This window comes from Streptomyces sp. NBC_00252 (assembly GCF_036187565.1).
Taxonomy (GTDB): domain Bacteria; phylum Actinomycetota; class Actinomycetes; order Streptomycetales; family Streptomycetaceae; genus Streptomyces.
The window spans coordinates 5,014,605-5,028,154 of record NZ_CP108087.1 but is presented as its reverse complement, the minus strand read 5'-3'; the positions used below and the strand labels follow the sequence as shown (position 1 = coordinate 5,028,154).

14 protein-coding genes are annotated in these 13,550 nt (G+C 69.7%); 4 read left to right on the top strand and 10 right to left on the bottom strand.

Translation table 11 applies throughout. The annotated features are described in order from the left end of the window. Positions 1-61: 61 nt before the first annotated feature. The 3 genes from OHT77_RS21925 to OHT77_RS21915 all read right to left on the bottom strand — a co-directional run bounded on the left by OHT77_RS21925 (position 62) and on the right by OHT77_RS21915 (position 1,884). Entirely contained in the window at positions 62-901 is an 840-nt protein-coding gene (locus OHT77_RS21925; RefSeq protein WP_328830232.1) for an RNA polymerase sigma factor SigF, read from the bottom strand. 255 nt (positions 902-1,156) lie between these two features. Continuing rightward, entirely contained in the window at positions 1,157-1,510 is a 354-nt protein-coding gene (locus OHT77_RS21920) for a PRC-barrel domain containing protein (protein ID WP_328830231.1), read from the bottom strand. A 203-nt stretch (positions 1,511-1,713) separates the two neighbouring features. Beyond that, complete coding sequence (locus OHT77_RS21915) at positions 1,714-1,884, bottom strand: hydrophobic protein (protein WP_266770719.1); 171 nt, start codon at positions 1,882-1,884, stop codon at positions 1,714-1,716. A 181-nt stretch (positions 1,885-2,065) separates the two neighbouring features. On the opposite strand from OHT77_RS21915, the gene OHT77_RS21910 reads away from it, so the two are divergent. Next, positions 2,066-2,242, top strand: a complete 177-nt coding sequence (locus OHT77_RS21910) for a CsbD family protein (RefSeq protein ID WP_328830230.1) — start codon at positions 2,066-2,068, stop codon at positions 2,240-2,242. Positions 2,243-2,460: 218 nt separating this feature from the next. Here the strand turns inward: OHT77_RS21910 and OHT77_RS21905 are convergent, their stop codons facing one another. Then, positions 2,461-2,850 (bottom strand): ATP-binding protein, encoded by a 390-nt coding sequence (locus OHT77_RS21905; RefSeq protein ID WP_328830229.1) that lies wholly within the window; start codon positions 2,848-2,850, stop codon positions 2,461-2,463. A 680-nt stretch (positions 2,851-3,530) separates the two neighbouring features. On the opposite strand from OHT77_RS21905, the gene OHT77_RS21900 reads away from it, so the two are divergent. Next, complete coding sequence (locus OHT77_RS21900; RefSeq protein ID WP_328830228.1) at positions 3,531-3,866, top strand: MerR family transcriptional regulator; 336 nt, start codon at positions 3,531-3,533, stop codon at positions 3,864-3,866. A gap of 40 nt (positions 3,867-3,906) precedes the next feature. On the opposite strand, the gene OHT77_RS21895 is transcribed toward OHT77_RS21900, so the two are convergent. Continuing rightward, the gene (locus OHT77_RS21895) at positions 3,907-5,187 is read right to left on the bottom strand and encodes a phospholipase D-like domain-containing protein (protein WP_328830227.1); all 1,281 of its coding nucleotides are present in this window, start codon (positions 5,185-5,187) and stop codon (positions 3,907-3,909) included. Between the two features lie 74 nt (positions 5,188-5,261). Here OHT77_RS21895 and OHT77_RS21890 point away from each other — a divergent pair, with 74 nt between their 5' ends. Beyond that, positions 5,262-6,101 (top strand): DUF1206 domain-containing protein, encoded by an 840-nt coding sequence (locus OHT77_RS21890; protein ID WP_328830226.1) that lies wholly within the window; start codon positions 5,262-5,264, stop codon positions 6,099-6,101. 71 nt (positions 6,102-6,172) lie between these two features. Here OHT77_RS21890 and OHT77_RS21885 read toward each other — a convergent pair whose 3' ends face one another. Continuing rightward, entirely contained in the window at positions 6,173-6,787 is a 615-nt protein-coding gene (locus tag OHT77_RS21885) for a TetR/AcrR family transcriptional regulator (protein WP_328830225.1), read from the bottom strand. Beyond that, positions 6,787-7,635 (bottom strand): oxidoreductase, encoded by an 849-nt coding sequence (locus OHT77_RS21880; protein WP_328830224.1) that lies wholly within the window; start codon positions 7,633-7,635, stop codon positions 6,787-6,789. Before OHT77_RS21880 ends, OHT77_RS21885 begins: the two co-directional genes overlap by 1 nt. Positions 7,636-7,807: 172 nt before the next feature. On the opposite strand from OHT77_RS21880, the gene OHT77_RS21875 reads away from it, so the two are divergent. Beyond that, on the top strand, positions 7,808-8,254 hold the full coding sequence (locus tag OHT77_RS21875) for an NUDIX domain-containing protein (protein ID WP_328830223.1): 447 nt from the start codon (positions 7,808-7,810) through the stop codon (positions 8,252-8,254). Positions 8,255-8,303: 49 nt separating this feature from the next. Here the strand turns inward: OHT77_RS21875 and OHT77_RS21870 are convergent, their stop codons facing one another. From OHT77_RS21870 to OHT77_RS21860, 3 genes are all read right to left on the bottom strand, one after another. After that, a complete protein-coding gene (locus tag OHT77_RS21870) occupies positions 8,304-9,986 on the bottom strand; it encodes a carboxylesterase/lipase family protein (protein ID WP_328830222.1) in 1,683 nt (560 codons plus the stop codon). Between the two features lie 149 nt (positions 9,987-10,135). Next, positions 10,136-11,083, bottom strand: a complete 948-nt coding sequence (locus OHT77_RS21865; RefSeq protein WP_328830221.1) for an SGNH/GDSL hydrolase family protein — start codon at positions 11,081-11,083, stop codon at positions 10,136-10,138. A 161-nt stretch (positions 11,084-11,244) separates the two neighbouring features. Then, positions 11,245-13,449 carry an MMPL family transporter gene (locus OHT77_RS21860; RefSeq protein ID WP_328830220.1) on the bottom strand — a complete coding sequence of 735 codons (2,205 nt, stop codon included), beginning with the start codon at positions 13,447-13,449 and terminating at the stop codon, positions 11,245-11,247. Between the last annotated feature and the right edge of the window lie 101 nt (positions 13,450-13,550).

The window sequence follows — 13,550 nt, the reverse complement described above, 5'->3', positions numbered from 1 at the left end:
ACGACGGGCCGCCCCTCACCGGATACACGGTGGAGGCGGCCGACGGCGGTGTGCGGGGTGCTCAGTTGTTGGTGAGCATGCCCGTGCGCAGCTTGCTGAGGGTGCGGTTGAGCAGGCGGGAGACGTGCATCTGGGAGACACCGAGGTGCTCGCCGATCTGGGCCTGGGTGAGCTCGTCGACGAAGCGCATGTGGATGATGCGCCGCTCACGGTCGTCGAGCTCGGCGATCAGGGGGGCCAGGGCGTTGAAGTCCTCGACGAGTTCCAGGGCGTTGTCGTCCAGGCCGATGAAGTCGGCCAGCGCGGCTTCGCCGTCGTCGCTGGAGCTGATGGCGGCGTCCAGGGAGGCGGAGTTGTAGCCGTTGGAGGCGAGACGCGCCTCGTTGACCTCTTCCTCGCTGAGGCACATCAGCTGGGAGAGTTCCTTGACGGTGGGCATACGGCCGAGCCGGCTGCGGAGCTCCTCGTTGGCCTTGGCGAGCTGGACGCGGGCTTCCTGGAGACGGCGCGGCACGTGCACGGCCCAGGAGGTGTCACGGAAGAAGCGCTTGATCTCGCCCGTGATGTACGGGATCGCGAAGGAGGTGAACTCGACCTCACGGGAGAGCTCGAACCGGTCGATGGCCTTGATCAGCCCGATCGTGCCGACCTGGACGATGTCCTCCATCTCGTCCTGGCTGCGGCTGCGGAACCGCGAGGCCGCGTACCGGACGAGGGTGACGTTCATCTCGATGAGGGTGTTGCGCGCGTACTGGTACTCGGGCGTGCCCTCTTCAAGAACGGCGAGCTGGTCGAGGAACAGCCTGGTCAGCTGACGTGCGTCCTTGGGCGCGACCTGCGAAGGGTCCGCGATCTCCGGCAGCACCCGGGTCTGTGCGTCTGCCGTCTTCGTCACCGTCATGTCAGGCCCCTCCCTTGTAGATCCAGCCCCCGTGCCGCCGGTTCCTTGTCTACCGACAATGATCGGCCTACCCGGGTTCGCGGAATGCATACCAAGTGATTTCAGATCGGTCCGTCGGCTGTCGTAGACAACGGTACGCCGGATCGTCCGCCCGCCCGTGTCAGGCCCCGGCCTCCCCTCCTGGACCGGGGACGACGAATGCGGGGCCGGCCGGAGTGTCTCCGGCCGGCCCCGCATGTGGGCTGGTGCTTTACGTCAGACGCAGCGCTGGGTCTGGTAGTACTCGGCGACCTGCTGGTGGTAGGCGGCGTCGCCGATGTGCTGGTCCTTGTCGAACTCCGGGGACTCCCTGATCTGGTCCCGCGTGAGGCCGACGTAGATCTTCTGTTCCTCGTGGTCGACCGAGTTCACCGTTCCGGCGGGCAGCAGGACGTGCTGGCCGAAGATCCATACGCCGGTGTCGACGACGAGGTACGCGGCGGCGACGTCGTCCGAGTGCTTGTCGACCTTGCCGATGCTGCCGTCGAGGGCCTCGACCGTGTAACCGATCAGGTCGGTGCCCGTGGCGTGACCGATGGTCGGCTGGTAGCCCCAGATGGTGTCACTCATGGAGAACCGCTCCCTCGTCGAGCTCGTCGAGATTGTTTATTGCTCCCGCATTCGAACCGCGAAGTCCTGCGGGTGCCGTCGAATTCGGTGACGTCTCCGCGTGACTTCAGAAATCCGCATGCCCCGGTCTGCCGGTCCCACACATTCACATCGGGAGGGAATGTGGTGGGAGGGAAAGTCGGCCTGCCGCCGGTGCGGCCGGCCTACCAGCGGTACCAGCGGCCGCGCTTGCCTCCGCTCGCCGTGGGGCGGATCACGAAGCCCAGGACCCAAACGACCAGCACGATGACGGCGATCCACCACAGTGCCTTGAGTGCGAAACCGGCACCGAAGAGGATCAGGGCGAGCAGAAGAACAAGAAGAATAGGAACCATAGTTATCAACCTCCGATCATCCGCTTGCCCTGTGGAGCGATCTTCACTCCTGCGGATTTTCTGTGTTTTCGGAGTGGCTCGGAACCGCCGGGAGTCCGTGCGGTGATCTTCCGGTTTGAAGGTGGGATATGCGGTGAGACGGGGGACGAACCTATTTCGAGACAGGCAGGGGTGAGTGGTTGTGACCGCGAACGAGAAGGCGCAGGCCAAGACCGAGCAGGCCGAGGGCAAGGTCAAGAAGGTCGTCGGCGGAGCGGTGGGCAATGAGTCCCTCAAGGCCGAGGGTCGCGCCGAGGAGACCAAGGGCGACCTCCGCGCGGCCAAGGAGAAGGCCAAGGACGCCATCAAGCCCAAGTAGGGCGCCCCTCCACAGCACGAAGTCCCGGCAACCTGTTGGTTGCCGGGACTTCGTGCTGTCCGGGGCCCGCGCTGCGCGGGGCGGAGGTGACGCCCCGGGGCGGCGGTGACGGGCCGGCTTCCGCGACCCGCGCCGTTTCCCGGCGCCGGCGTCACTCGCCGCGTCCGACCCGTCCGCGTCCGGCCGTCGGCGTCACCCGCCGCGTCCGGCCGTCGGCCTCAGCGGGCGAGGAAGGCGCTCACCGTCTTGCCGCCCGTCGCCCGGCGGGTCACCGAGGTGGTGTCGGCGAGGCGGTTGACCATGGGCCAGCCGAAGCCTCCCGTACCGCCGTTCAGGTCGGGGGTGCGCATGAGCGGCACCTTCGGGCTGTCGTCGTGCACGGTCACCTCGATGCTGTCCTGGTGCGCGGTCAGCTCCAGGGTGCAGCTGCCGCCGCCGTGCCGCAGGGCGTTGGTGACCAGCTCGGAGACGACCAGGACCACGGTGTCGGCGCCCTCGGCCGCGAGCGGACGCACGAGACCTTCGAGGAAGTCCCGGGCGCTGTCGCGCGCACTGGCGATGGAGGTCGCGGAGCGGGCGGGCGCCACGTCGAGGCTCATGGTGTTCATCAGGTCTCCCCGGTCTGTGGATCGTCTATGTCCGGTTCTGCCTGCCGTGTCTCGTTCCCCGGCCCGTGGCCGTTAACCAGGCGCTGTAGCCGTTCTCGACGCGCGACCCCCGTTCGACGCCGATTGCCTCTCTGTCGAACACGCGGAAATCTGCGTTTGTCAGAGTAGACATTGGAGCGTGGGCGTGGTTATGGTTCTCTCGTAGCCCAGAGAGACAGCAAGGCCTGGCAGACACGAACTGCCAGGTGGAGCAGTACACGCACGTGCAGTTCGCAGGACGGTGCGGTGGTGGAGTCGCGAAGCCAGAGCGGTTGCAGGACGGCGACGCGGCTGGCGACCGTACCGGGTGGCCCGCGGTGATCAGGGGCCGCCACCAGCAGGACCGCAGTACCGCAGTACCGACTTGCAAGCAGTTGATCCCAGAGGGAAGAACGGAGGAGCGAGCGCCATCAGGATCGCCCGGGCCGACATCTTGAACCCGGGTACCGCAGGACATCGATAGTGAGGTGGTCTCCGGTCAAGCAACCGCGATCCCAGCAGCCCCGACACGATTCAGGTCAGGGCGGCGGAAACAGAAGGCCGGTGCCTCGACAGGGCCGGCAGATGGTGTAGCAGTTCCTTCGGGGCCTTGGTGCCGTTCGGCACCAAGGCCCCTCGACGCGTTCCACAGAGAGGTGCAAATGACAGCAGACGACTCGTTCGGCCGTATCGACGACGACGACTACCCCGCTTACACGATGGGCGGAGCCGCCGAACTGCTCGGCACCACGCAGGGCTTCCTCCGCGCTCTCGGCGAAGCCCGCCTGATCACCCCGCTCCGCTCCGCCGGCGGCCACCGCCGCTACTCCCGCTACCAGCTGCGCATCGCCGCCCGCGCCCGGGAACTCGTCGACCGCGGAACCCCCATCGAGGCCGCCTGCCGCATCATCATCCTCGAGGACCAGCTCGAAGAGGCCCGGCGTATCAACGAGGAACACCGCAAGGCCGCCAAGTCGCAGCGCGCGGCGGAGGACTGACCCGTCGGCGTGGGCCGAGGGCCGTCCCCCCGTCGGCAGGTCAGAGGAAGCGTCGGATCGGCAGGACGGCCGTCTCCTTGGCGCGCTGGAGCAGGGCGCGGCGCTTCCACCGTCCGGTGCTGATGCGTTCGCTGCGCTTCAGGTCCTCCGTGAAGTGGCCGTCCAGCGTCGCGGTGAACGCGGGGTCCAGCACGGCGAGCATGACCTCCTCGTCGTGGTCCAGGGAGCGGCGGTTGAAGTTCGTCGAGCCGATGAGGGCCGTGGCCCGGTCGACGGTGACGACCTTGGTGTGGAGCATGGTCGGCTGGTACTGGAAGATCTTCACCCCGCAGGCGGTGAGCTCCTCGTAGTAGTGCTGGCCCGCGAGTTGGCAGACCCTCTTGTCGGTGTACGGGCCCGGCAGCAGGATCTCCACCTCGACCCCCCGGCGGGCGGCGGCGCACAGCAGCTCGATGAAGAAGGCGTCCGGCGCGAAGTAGGCGGTGGCCAGCCGGATCCTCTCCTCGGCCGTCTCGATCATCACGCGGAACAGGGTCTGCATGTCCTGCCAGCCGAAACTGGCCGAGCCCCGCACCACCTGCACCACGGACTCGCCCCGCGGGGTGTGGTCGCCGAACCGGTCGCGGTCGTCGAAGAGTTCGTCGTGGCACTCGGCCCAGTTCTGGGCGAAGGCGGCGGCCAGCCCGTCCACGGCGGGCCCGGTCACCTGCACATGGGTGTCACGCCATTCCTCCGGGCCGCGCGCGTCGCCGCACCACTCCTCGGCGATGCCGACGCCGCCGGTGAAGGCGGTCTCCTCGTCGACGACGAGGACCTTGCGGTGACAGCGGTGGTTCTGCTTCAGCGGGGAGAGGTACAGCGGCTTGCGGAACCAGGCCACCTGCACGCCGGCCCGCTCCATCGCCTCCAGCTGCGCCTTCTCGATGAGCCGGCTCCCGAAGCCGTCCAGCAGCAGCCGTACCCGCACGCCGTCGCGTGCCCGCTCCGCGAGCGCGTCGGCGAACTGCCGGGCGATCTCCCCCTTCCAGTACACGAACGTCATCATGTCCACGGTGTGCCGGGCGGAACGGATCCGGCCCAGCATGGCGCCGAAGATCTCGTCCCCGTTGCGCAGGGGGAGCAGCGCGTTGCCTTCCGTGGCCGCGATTCCTATGAGCCGTTCCAGTCGGCGTCTGGTGCGCCGGGCCCGTTCGTCGAGGATGCCGTCGACGCCCTCCGCGCCGTCGGACCGCTCGGACCTGACGCTCCCCGCCGTCCTGACGGATACGGCGGGGACGACGGATACGGCGTCTGCGGCGGCTACGTTCTGCGTGTTTGCCATGGCTGCACCTCCTTGTACATCGAACCGAGGACAAAACCCGGATGCCCTCGTACTTCGAGGGCATTCGGAACGACATGGCTACTGGATCGGCAACGGCACGCGGACAGGGACAGGCCCGTCGTGCGGCGAACAGCAAGGCGGTCGCGGCGGCGGCCCGCGCGGGCTTCGTCGCCCGCGGGGTCATCTACGTACTGATCGGCGTCCTCTCCGTGCGGATCGCCTTCTTCGGCGGGGGTGAACAGGCCGACCGAGGCGGCGCGATCGCGGAGATCGCCCAAAAGCCCTTCGGCACGGTCCTGTTGTGGCTGCTGGGGATAGCCCTGGCCGGCATGTCCCTGTGGCGGCTGTCCGAGGCCGCCTTCGGACAGGCCGGCCCCGACGGCGACAAGCCCGGCAAGAGGGCGATGGCGGCGGGCCGTTGCGTCTTCTACGGCTTCGTGTCGTACTCCGTGCTCTCCTACGCGGCCGGGGACAAGGGCAGCGGCAGCGGCAGCTCCGACAAGAACTCGCAGGACGTCACGGCGAAGGCGCTGGACTGGCCCGGCGGTCAGTGGATCGTCGGCATCGTCGGTGCCGCCGTGACCGCGGCCGGCCTGTGGATCGCCGCACGGGCCGTCATGCGCAAGTTCGAGAAGCACCTCAAGATGACGGAGATGTCCCCGAAGACACGTCAAGTGGTCACGTTCCTGGGCGTGTTCGGCGGCACGGCCCGCGGCATCGTCTTCGCCACCGCGGGAGGCTTCGCGATCGCGGCGGCCGTCCAGCACAAGCCCGGCAAGGCCAAGGGCATGGACGACACCCTGCGGACCTTCGCCGACACCCCGGCCGGCCCCTGGCTGCTGACGGTGATAGCGATCGGCCTCATCGCCTTCGGCGTCTTCTCCTGGGCCAACGCCCGCTGGCGGAAGGTCTGACGGAGGACACGGCACGACGCCGAGGCCGGTCAGCGCGGCACATCCCGCGCTCGACCGGCCGCGTCGGCGGGTCAGGTGGTCAGGCCGGCGGTGGTCAGCCAGATGTGTTCGCAGGTCGCGGATGCCTTGTGCAGGTCCGTGCCGGACTCCTGCGAGGCGTGGTAGAAGGTCCGCTCGATCATCCAGCACAGGGCGCGCGCCAGCGCCGGTGCCTGTTCGGGTCCGGGACCGGCCGGAATGCCGGCTCGTTCCAGGACGGCGGTGATGGCCGAGCTGAACAGGTCGGCCGTACGGCTCCACAGGGCACCGATCTCCGGCACGGTCAGGGAGAGGTCGATCGCCGTGCGCATGACGAGGCCGTGCTCGTTCCACAGCTCGACCGTGCGGCGCATGGCCGCCGCGACGGCCTGGCGCGGATCGTCGGCCTGCGCGGTGGCCCGGGACCGCTCCCACAGGTGCTCGACGGTCCGGGCCACGAGCGCCGTGACCACTTCCTGCTTGGAGCCGAAGTAGAAGTACAGGGCGCCACGGGTGATGCCGGCGCCCTCGGCGATGTCGCCGACGGTCATGGCGTCGTAGCCCTTCTGCGCGAGCAGGGCTTCGCAGGTGTCCAGGATGGCCCGCTCCCGGACATCGCCCTTGCGCTCGGTGGTGCGTCGGCTGCGCGCGGGGTGGTGGCCGGGCATCAGAGCTGAGCACCCTCGGCGAAGTCGGTCGTACGCGAGAGCGTCTCCCATGTGCGGATGTCCTCGTCCACGGCCGTGCGCGCGGCGGTGATCAGCCGCAGCGCGTCCGAGCCCAGGACCAGGTGGGCCGGCGGTCGGTCCAGCGAGGTGATGTGTACGACGGCTTCACCGGCCTTGGCCGGGTTGCCCAGTTGGTTCCCGCTCGCCTTCTGCCGTGCCTCGCGGATCGGGGCGAACAGCTCGTCGTAGTCGTCGATGGACTGCGGGGTGCGGATCATGGACCGTCCGGCCCAGTCGGTGCGGAAGGAGCCGGGCTCGATCGCCGTCACGTGGATCCCGAACTGCGCGACCTCCCTGCCCAGCGCCTCGAGGATGCCTTCCAGCGCGAACTTGCTGCCGCAGTAGGCGGACAGACCGGGCACGGCCATCAGCCCGCCCATGGAGGTGACGGCCATCAGGTGTCCGCGGCGCCGCCTGCGCATGGGGGGCAGCGCCGCCTGCAGGGTGGCCACCGTCCCGAGCACGTTCACCTCGAACTGCCGCCGCACCTCCGCCAGCGGGGTCTCCTCGAAGGTGCCCTCCAGGCCGTACCCCGCGTTGGCGATGACGACGTCCAGGGCGCCGACGTTCTGCTCCACCTCGGCGATCACGTCGGAGACGGCCTCGCCGTCCGTCACGTCCAGGATGCGGCCGTGGGCGTGCCCGGGGCCGAGCTCTTCGAAGGCCCGCAGGTCCTTCTCCGAACGGACCGTGCCGACGACGGTGTGCCCTGCGGCGAGGGCCGCCTGGGCGAAGGCACGTCCGAGGCCCGTGCTGACACCGGTGATGAGCCACTTCTGTTCCTGCATCGTTCCTCCAGCCGGGAGTCGGAGGGTGCCTGATCGCTCTCCCTCACCCCAAAGTCTACACAGCGTCGATTTTTATCGTCGCCGTGCAGATTCTTGTGCCGCCTTGTCGGGGGCTCCATCCGGACACCCGCTGGGTCGGCGTCGTCGCCGAGGCCGTGGTTTCCTCTTCCCCATGACTCTGCTCGTCGCCGCCGTCATCGTTCACGACAAGGCCACCGGCCGGGTCCTGCTCCTTCAGCGAGGCGAGTACGCCAAGTTCGGGCAGGGGATGTGGGATCTTCCCGTCGGCAAGACCGAACCCGGCGAGCCCGTCACCGAGACCGCCGTGCGGGAGCTGTACGAGGAGACCGGCGTCGTCGTGGAGGCGGGGTCGCTGAAGGTCGTGCATGTCGTCCACGCCGCCCACGGGACCGAGGCGCCCAGCGGGTATCTCACCCTCGTCTTCGCCACCGACAAGTGGACCGGCGAGGCCGAGAACCGCGAACCCCTCAAGCACGCCCAGGTCCGCTGGGTCCAAGTCGACGCCGTGCCCGAGGAGTTCGTCAGGGGGAACAGGGTGGCTCTCCGCCAGTACCTCGACGGGGTCGAACCGCAGGTGCGGCTGTACGGGTGGGAGTGACCGGCCGCCACCGACCACTCCCAGCCGCCGACCACTCCCACCCACAGGTTCAGTACTCCGTCGTCTGCGACTCCAAGTAGCCCTTCAGGAACGCGTACTTGGCCGGGCTGTCCGCCGCCGCCAGCGGTGCGAAGTGGTCGCCCAGTTCCATCGACTGCGGCTTCGTGGTGCGCAACTCCGGCCAGGGCGGCAGGCCGTGGCCGTTCGGGTTGCCGGTGGCGACGAAGTTCGCGACGTACGACGACGTGCGGTCGGCTATCGCGTGGTCCGCCGAGGTCCAGGGGCGGTCCGTGCCGTACAGGTTGCCGAAGAAGTAGTACTTCTCGGCGCCGTGGTACGCGCCCACACCGTCCGCCGGTTCGATGGGGTTGGTGGTGTCGTGGCCCGGGGGGACATGGGTCCACCAGTAGGTGTAGACGGGGCTGCGGTTGGCGGCGGTCGCGCGGAATTGCGTGCCCCAAAGGAACGTCGAGACCCGCTCCTCGTCCCTGGCGTAGTTGTTGTACTGCGTCGCCGCCTCCGTGTCCGTGGTCGCGGGGTAGAGGGCGAGGAAGTCGGCCGCCCGGTCGCCGAACGTCGTCGCCGCGAACGCCTGGTACGCCGCGACCGTCATCGTCAGGGTCGGCGACGCGCCGTTCTCGTCCTTGTTGTTGCCGGTGAGGACCGGGATGTCGTACTCCGTACGGGACTTCATCGCGGCGGTGTAGGACTTCGGGAGGACATAGCCGTCGAGTACGTTGCCGAAGTCCGTGCCCGCCGCCGGGGCGTCCGGCGCGTACACCTTGGTCACGATCTCGTCGGCCGTCAGGGCGCGCAGCTCCGTCAGCGTGGACGCGCCCATGTACGTCGCGAACGCCGTGCCGTTGGCCTCCGCAGCCGCCAACGGGGAGTAACCGCCCGCCACATGGCCGAGCGCGGGGTCCTTGGTGTACTGCACGCCCGCCGACAGCAGCGCCCGGTGGAACAGGCCCCGCGCGAGCTTCGAGATCATCAGGATGTTCACGAACGACGAGCCGTGCGACCAGCCCGCCAGGGTGACCCGCTCCGGATCGCCCCCGAACGCGGCGATGTTGCGGCGGATCCACTGCAGCGCGGCCACCGTGTCCCGCACCCCCCAATTCCCTGAACCACCGTGCCCGCCTTCCGAACTCAGCGCCGGATGCGCGAGGTTGCCGAAGGCGCCGACCCGGTGGTTGTACGTCACCACGACCGCGCCCTTGGCCGCGAGGTTCGCCCCGTCGTACACCGGCTGCGAGGCCCACATGGCGCTGTTGCGGCCGCCGTAGATCCAGACGAAGACCGGGCGGAGGTCACGGGAGCGGGTCGAACTCCCGGCCCCTGTCCAGATGTTGAGGTTGAGGCAGTCCTCGCTGAGTGGGGGGACCTTGTCGGCCGCGATGCCGGTGACCGGCTGGGGGCAGGCCGGGCCCCAGGTGTCGGCCTTGCGGACGCCTCGCCAGGAAGCGGGGGGTTGCGGGGCGCGCCAGCGGTTGGGGCCCGCGGTGGAGGCGGCGTAGGGGATGCCCTTGTAGACGGTGATGCCGGGGAGGGCGGCGGGGGTACCCGTGACCAGGCCGGACTGGGTTCTCACCGGGTGGCTCGGGGAGTTGCGGGAGGTGGCCGCCGCCGTGCCGGTGTCCAGCGTGCCGAGCAGGGTGGTGGCGGTCGCCACGGCCGCCGTACCGGCGAGGAAGTCGCGGCGGTCCAGGCGGGGCGTGTCTCGTGGGTCCACGGTGTCTCCCGGTGGCTTGAGGACGGGTCGCCTCATGCTGTTGCGGGAGGTCGGGGACCGCCTAGCCTGCGGTCGTCACTCACAGTTCCCAGGGGTGGAACATAGGTTGCGTGGCACGGGGTTGACAGGCACAGCCCCCAATCCGCCCGCTACAGAGCCGACTTGACCGCGCGCAGGACCGCGTCCGCCATGCCCCGCTCACCCCGCGCGTTCGGGTGCACCGGTGCCGCCGGGTTCTCCGGGGTGAGGGGTTCGATCCAGCGGGTGTCCTTCGTCGTGCAGGCGTCGTGGCCGGCGGAGGGGGCGTACGTGTCGACGTAGGTGACCTTGGCGTCCGAAGCCCGTTGGCGCAGCATGGAGTTGAGTTGTTGCTCCTTCTCGCGGAGGAAGGTCACATCGCCGGGTGCGAGGGACATCTCCCGGCCGCAGTCGGCGCCGTCGGACGGCAGGATCGCCGGGTACGAGACGACGTAGACCCGGGCCTCGGGGGCGCGGCGCTTCACCTCGGTGAGTACGCGGGTGAGGCGGTCGGCCGCCGTGGCGATCTTCGTGCGCACCTCGTCCGAGTCGCCGTTGACGTAGGCGCGTGCGCAGGGGGCGTTCTCGGCGAGGTACTCGCCGCTGCCGGTCAGTCGGTAGAGCGCGCCCATCGCCACGCACCGTTCGATCATCGAGCTGAAGCCGATGTCGTTGCCGCCGATGCCGAGGGTGACCAGCCGGGTGTCGGACGAAAGGGCCCTGAGCTGGGGGGAGTTGGTGCCGTCCGCCGTTTTCTGGGCGGAGGTGAGGTCGGTGGTCGTGGCGCCGCTGCAGCTCACGTCGTGGAAGTCCCGTCCCTTCAGGCCGAGTTCGGCGGCGACGAGGGCCGGGTAGTTGCCGGCGGAGCGGTCGCAGCCCGCCGGGGTGCCGGTGGGGTCGGTGATCCCGGGGCCCGCGGTGTAGGAGTCGCCGAGCGCCACGTACGGGCCCTTCGCCGGGGCCGAGTAGGCGATGCCGGTGTGGGTGTCGTCGCTGTCGCGGGTGACCAGGACGACCGTGAGCAGGGTGCCGCAGGCGAGGAGTCCGGCCACCCCGGCCTGCACGGAGGTTTTCATCATGTGCCCTCTCTGGATTGTGGGTTGTGGACGTCCGCGGGCCCGGCGACAGGCGGGGGGAGTGCCCCGTCGCCGGGCCCGCGGACCTGCGCCGGTCCCCGTCCCCACGGGATCCGGGCGCCACGGGGCCGCCACCGCTCTCGGCGGCCCCGGACTGGGGGCCCCTAAGGAACCGGGGTGAGCTGGACGGGGGCGTCGGGCACCGGTGCCGGGACCCTGCGGGTCAGGGCCTCGCCCTCGACGTCCATGCGGGGCAGGATCCGGTCGAGCCAACTCGGCAGGTACCAGGCCTTGTTGCCCAGCAGGGAGAGGACGGCCGGCACGATCGCCATGCGGACGACGAACGCGTCGAAGAGGACCGCTATGGCCAGCCCGAAGCCGATCATCTTGATCATCGAGGCGCCCGCGCCGATGAAGCCCGAGAACACCGCCATCATGATCAGCGCGGCGGCCACCACCACCCGGGCGCTGTGCCGGAACCCGGAGACGATCGCCGCGCCGGGGCCGTCCCCGTGGACGTACGCCTCGCGCATCCGGGAGACGAGGAACACCTCGTAGTCCATGGCCAGTCCGAAGACGATGCCCACCAGGAAGATCGGCATCAGGCTCATGATCGGGCCGGTCTGGTCGACGCCCAACAGGCTTGCCAAGTGGCCTTGTTGGAAGACCGCGACGACCGCGCCGAGCGCCGCGAGGACCGAGAGCAGGAAGCCGAGGGCCGCCTTCAGGGGGACGAGGAGCGAGCGGAAGACGAGGAGCAGCAGGACGATCGCCAGGCCGACCACCAGTGCCAGGTAGGGGATCAGCGCGTTCTGCACCTTCTGCGCCACGTCGATGTTCAGCGCGGTGGTGCCGGTGACCTCGAAGCTCGCGCCCGCCGTGCCGGACTCGATGCCGGCCCGCTCGTCACGGATCGTCTGGACGAGCTGCTTGGTCTTCTCGTCGGTGGGGCTGGTGGCGGGGGTCGCGCTGAACACCGCTGTGTCGCCTGCGGAGTTGAAGCGGACGGGTGAGACCGAGACGACCCCGTCCGTGGCCGCGATCTCCTTCGAGACGGTCGCCACGGCGCTCTTCGCGTCGCCGGCCTTCTTCGCGTCCACGACGATGGTCAGGGGGCCGTTGAAGCCGGGGCCGAACCCCTGCGCGAGGTCGTCGTAGGCGCGGCGTTCGGTGGTGGCGGTGGACTTGGCCTCGTCGCCGGGCATGCCGAGCTGGAGGTCGAGGGCGGGCAGCGCCATCGCGCCGAGGCCCACGACGCCGAGCAGCAGGACCGGGACCGGGCGGCGGACCACGAGCCGGGCCCAACGGCTGCCGCCGTTCTCGCCGCCCGCCCTCTTGGCCTTCTTCTTCCGCTCCCGCCGGGAGAGCACGGCGTCCGGCCAGAAGCCGAGGACGGCCGGGACGAGGGTCAGGCAGATCAGCACCGCCAGCAGGACCGCACCGGCCGCCGCCAGGCCCATCTTCGTCAGCATCGGGATACCGACCACGGACAGCCCGGCCAGGGCGATGACCACGGTCAGACCGGCGAACACCACGGCCGAACCCGCCGTACCGGCCGCCAGCCCGGCCGCTTCGCGGGGCGCGTGGCCCTTCTCCCGTTCCTCCCGGTAGCGGGAGACGACGAAGAGCGCGTAGTCGATACCGCAGGCCAGGCCGAGCATCGTGGCGAGCGTGCCGGTGGTCTCGGAGAGGCCGAGGGCGCTGCCCAGGGCGAGGATCGCGGACATGCTGATGCCGACGCCGAGGATCGCGGTGAGCAGGGGCAGCCCGGCCGCCGCCAGCGAACCGAAGGTGATCAGCAGCACCACGGCGGCTATCGCGATGCCGATCGCCTCCGCGCTGCCGCCCGCGGCGGGCTGGGTGGCGAGGGCGTCGCCGCCGACCTCGACGGTCAGGCCCGCGTCCCGGGCGGTGTCGATGGCCCGTTCCAGATGGGTCTTGGCTGCGCCGGTGAGGTCGTCGGCCTTCACTTCGAATGCGACGGTGGAGTACGCCGTCGTCGCGTCCTCGCTCACCGCCCGCGCGGTGAACGGGTCGGTGGCGGAGGCGACTTGGGAACCGTCGGCCGCCTCCGTGACCAGCTTCTCGATCGCGGCCCTGTTGTCGGTGGCGGTGACCTTCTCGCCGCTCGGGGCGACGAAGACGATCCGCGCGCTCGCGCCGTCCGCCGCGGTGCCGGGGAAGCGCTGTTCCAGCAGGTCGAAGGCGCGCTGCGACTCGATGCCGGGCATCGTGAAGCCGTCGTCCGGGGCGGCGGGCGCCTTGGTGGCCGCGAAACCGACGGCGCCGAGGACCGCCACCCACAACAGGGTGACGCACCAGCGCCACCGGAAGGCCGCACGGCCCAAGCGATAAAGGAGAGTTGCCATGGCTGGGGAAGGCCTCCACGTCGGCGGTCGGTCGAGAAACAGATCCGGATCGAGATCCGGCTACAGGTCCCGATCGAGTTCGTGATCGTGGTCTCAAGCCT

Excerpts from the sequence above, each read along its gene's own strand:
- OHT77_RS21920 (WP_328830231.1), bottom strand. The coding sequence starts at position 1,510 with ATGAGTGACACCATCTGGGGCTACCAGCCGACCATCGGTCACGCCACG.
- OHT77_RS21925 (WP_328830232.1), bottom strand. The coding sequence starts at position 901 with ATGACGGTGACGAAGACGGCAGACGCACAGACCCGGGTGCTGCCGGAG.
- OHT77_RS21865 (WP_328830221.1), bottom strand. The coding sequence starts at position 11,083 with ATGATGAAAACCTCCGTGCAGGCCGGGGTGGCCGGACTCCTCGCCTGC.
- OHT77_RS21860 (WP_328830220.1), bottom strand. The coding sequence starts at position 13,449 with ATGGCAACTCTCCTTTATCGCTTGGGCCGTGCGGCCTTCCGGTGGCGC.
- OHT77_RS21880 (WP_328830224.1), bottom strand. The coding sequence starts at position 7,635 with ATGCAGGAACAGAAGTGGCTCATCACCGGTGTCAGCACGGGCCTCGGA.
- OHT77_RS21915 (WP_266770719.1), bottom strand. The coding sequence starts at position 1,884 with ATGGTTCCTATTCTTCTTGTTCTTCTGCTCGCCCTGATCCTCTTCGGT.
- OHT77_RS21890 (WP_328830226.1), top strand. The coding sequence starts at position 5,262 with ATGGCTACTGGATCGGCAACGGCACGCGGACAGGGACAGGCCCGTCGT.
- OHT77_RS21885 (WP_328830225.1), bottom strand. The coding sequence starts at position 6,787 with ATGCCCGGCCACCACCCCGCGCGCAGCCGACGCACCACCGAGCGCAAG.
- OHT77_RS21895 (WP_328830227.1), bottom strand. The coding sequence starts at position 5,187 with ATGGCAAACACGCAGAACGTAGCCGCCGCAGACGCCGTATCCGTCGTC.
- OHT77_RS21905 (WP_328830229.1), bottom strand. The coding sequence starts at position 2,850 with ATGAACACCATGAGCCTCGACGTGGCGCCCGCCCGCTCCGCGACCTCC.
- OHT77_RS21875 (WP_328830223.1), top strand. The coding sequence starts at position 7,808 with ATGACTCTGCTCGTCGCCGCCGTCATCGTTCACGACAAGGCCACCGGC.
- OHT77_RS21900 (WP_328830228.1), top strand. The coding sequence starts at position 3,531 with ATGACAGCAGACGACTCGTTCGGCCGTATCGACGACGACGACTACCCC.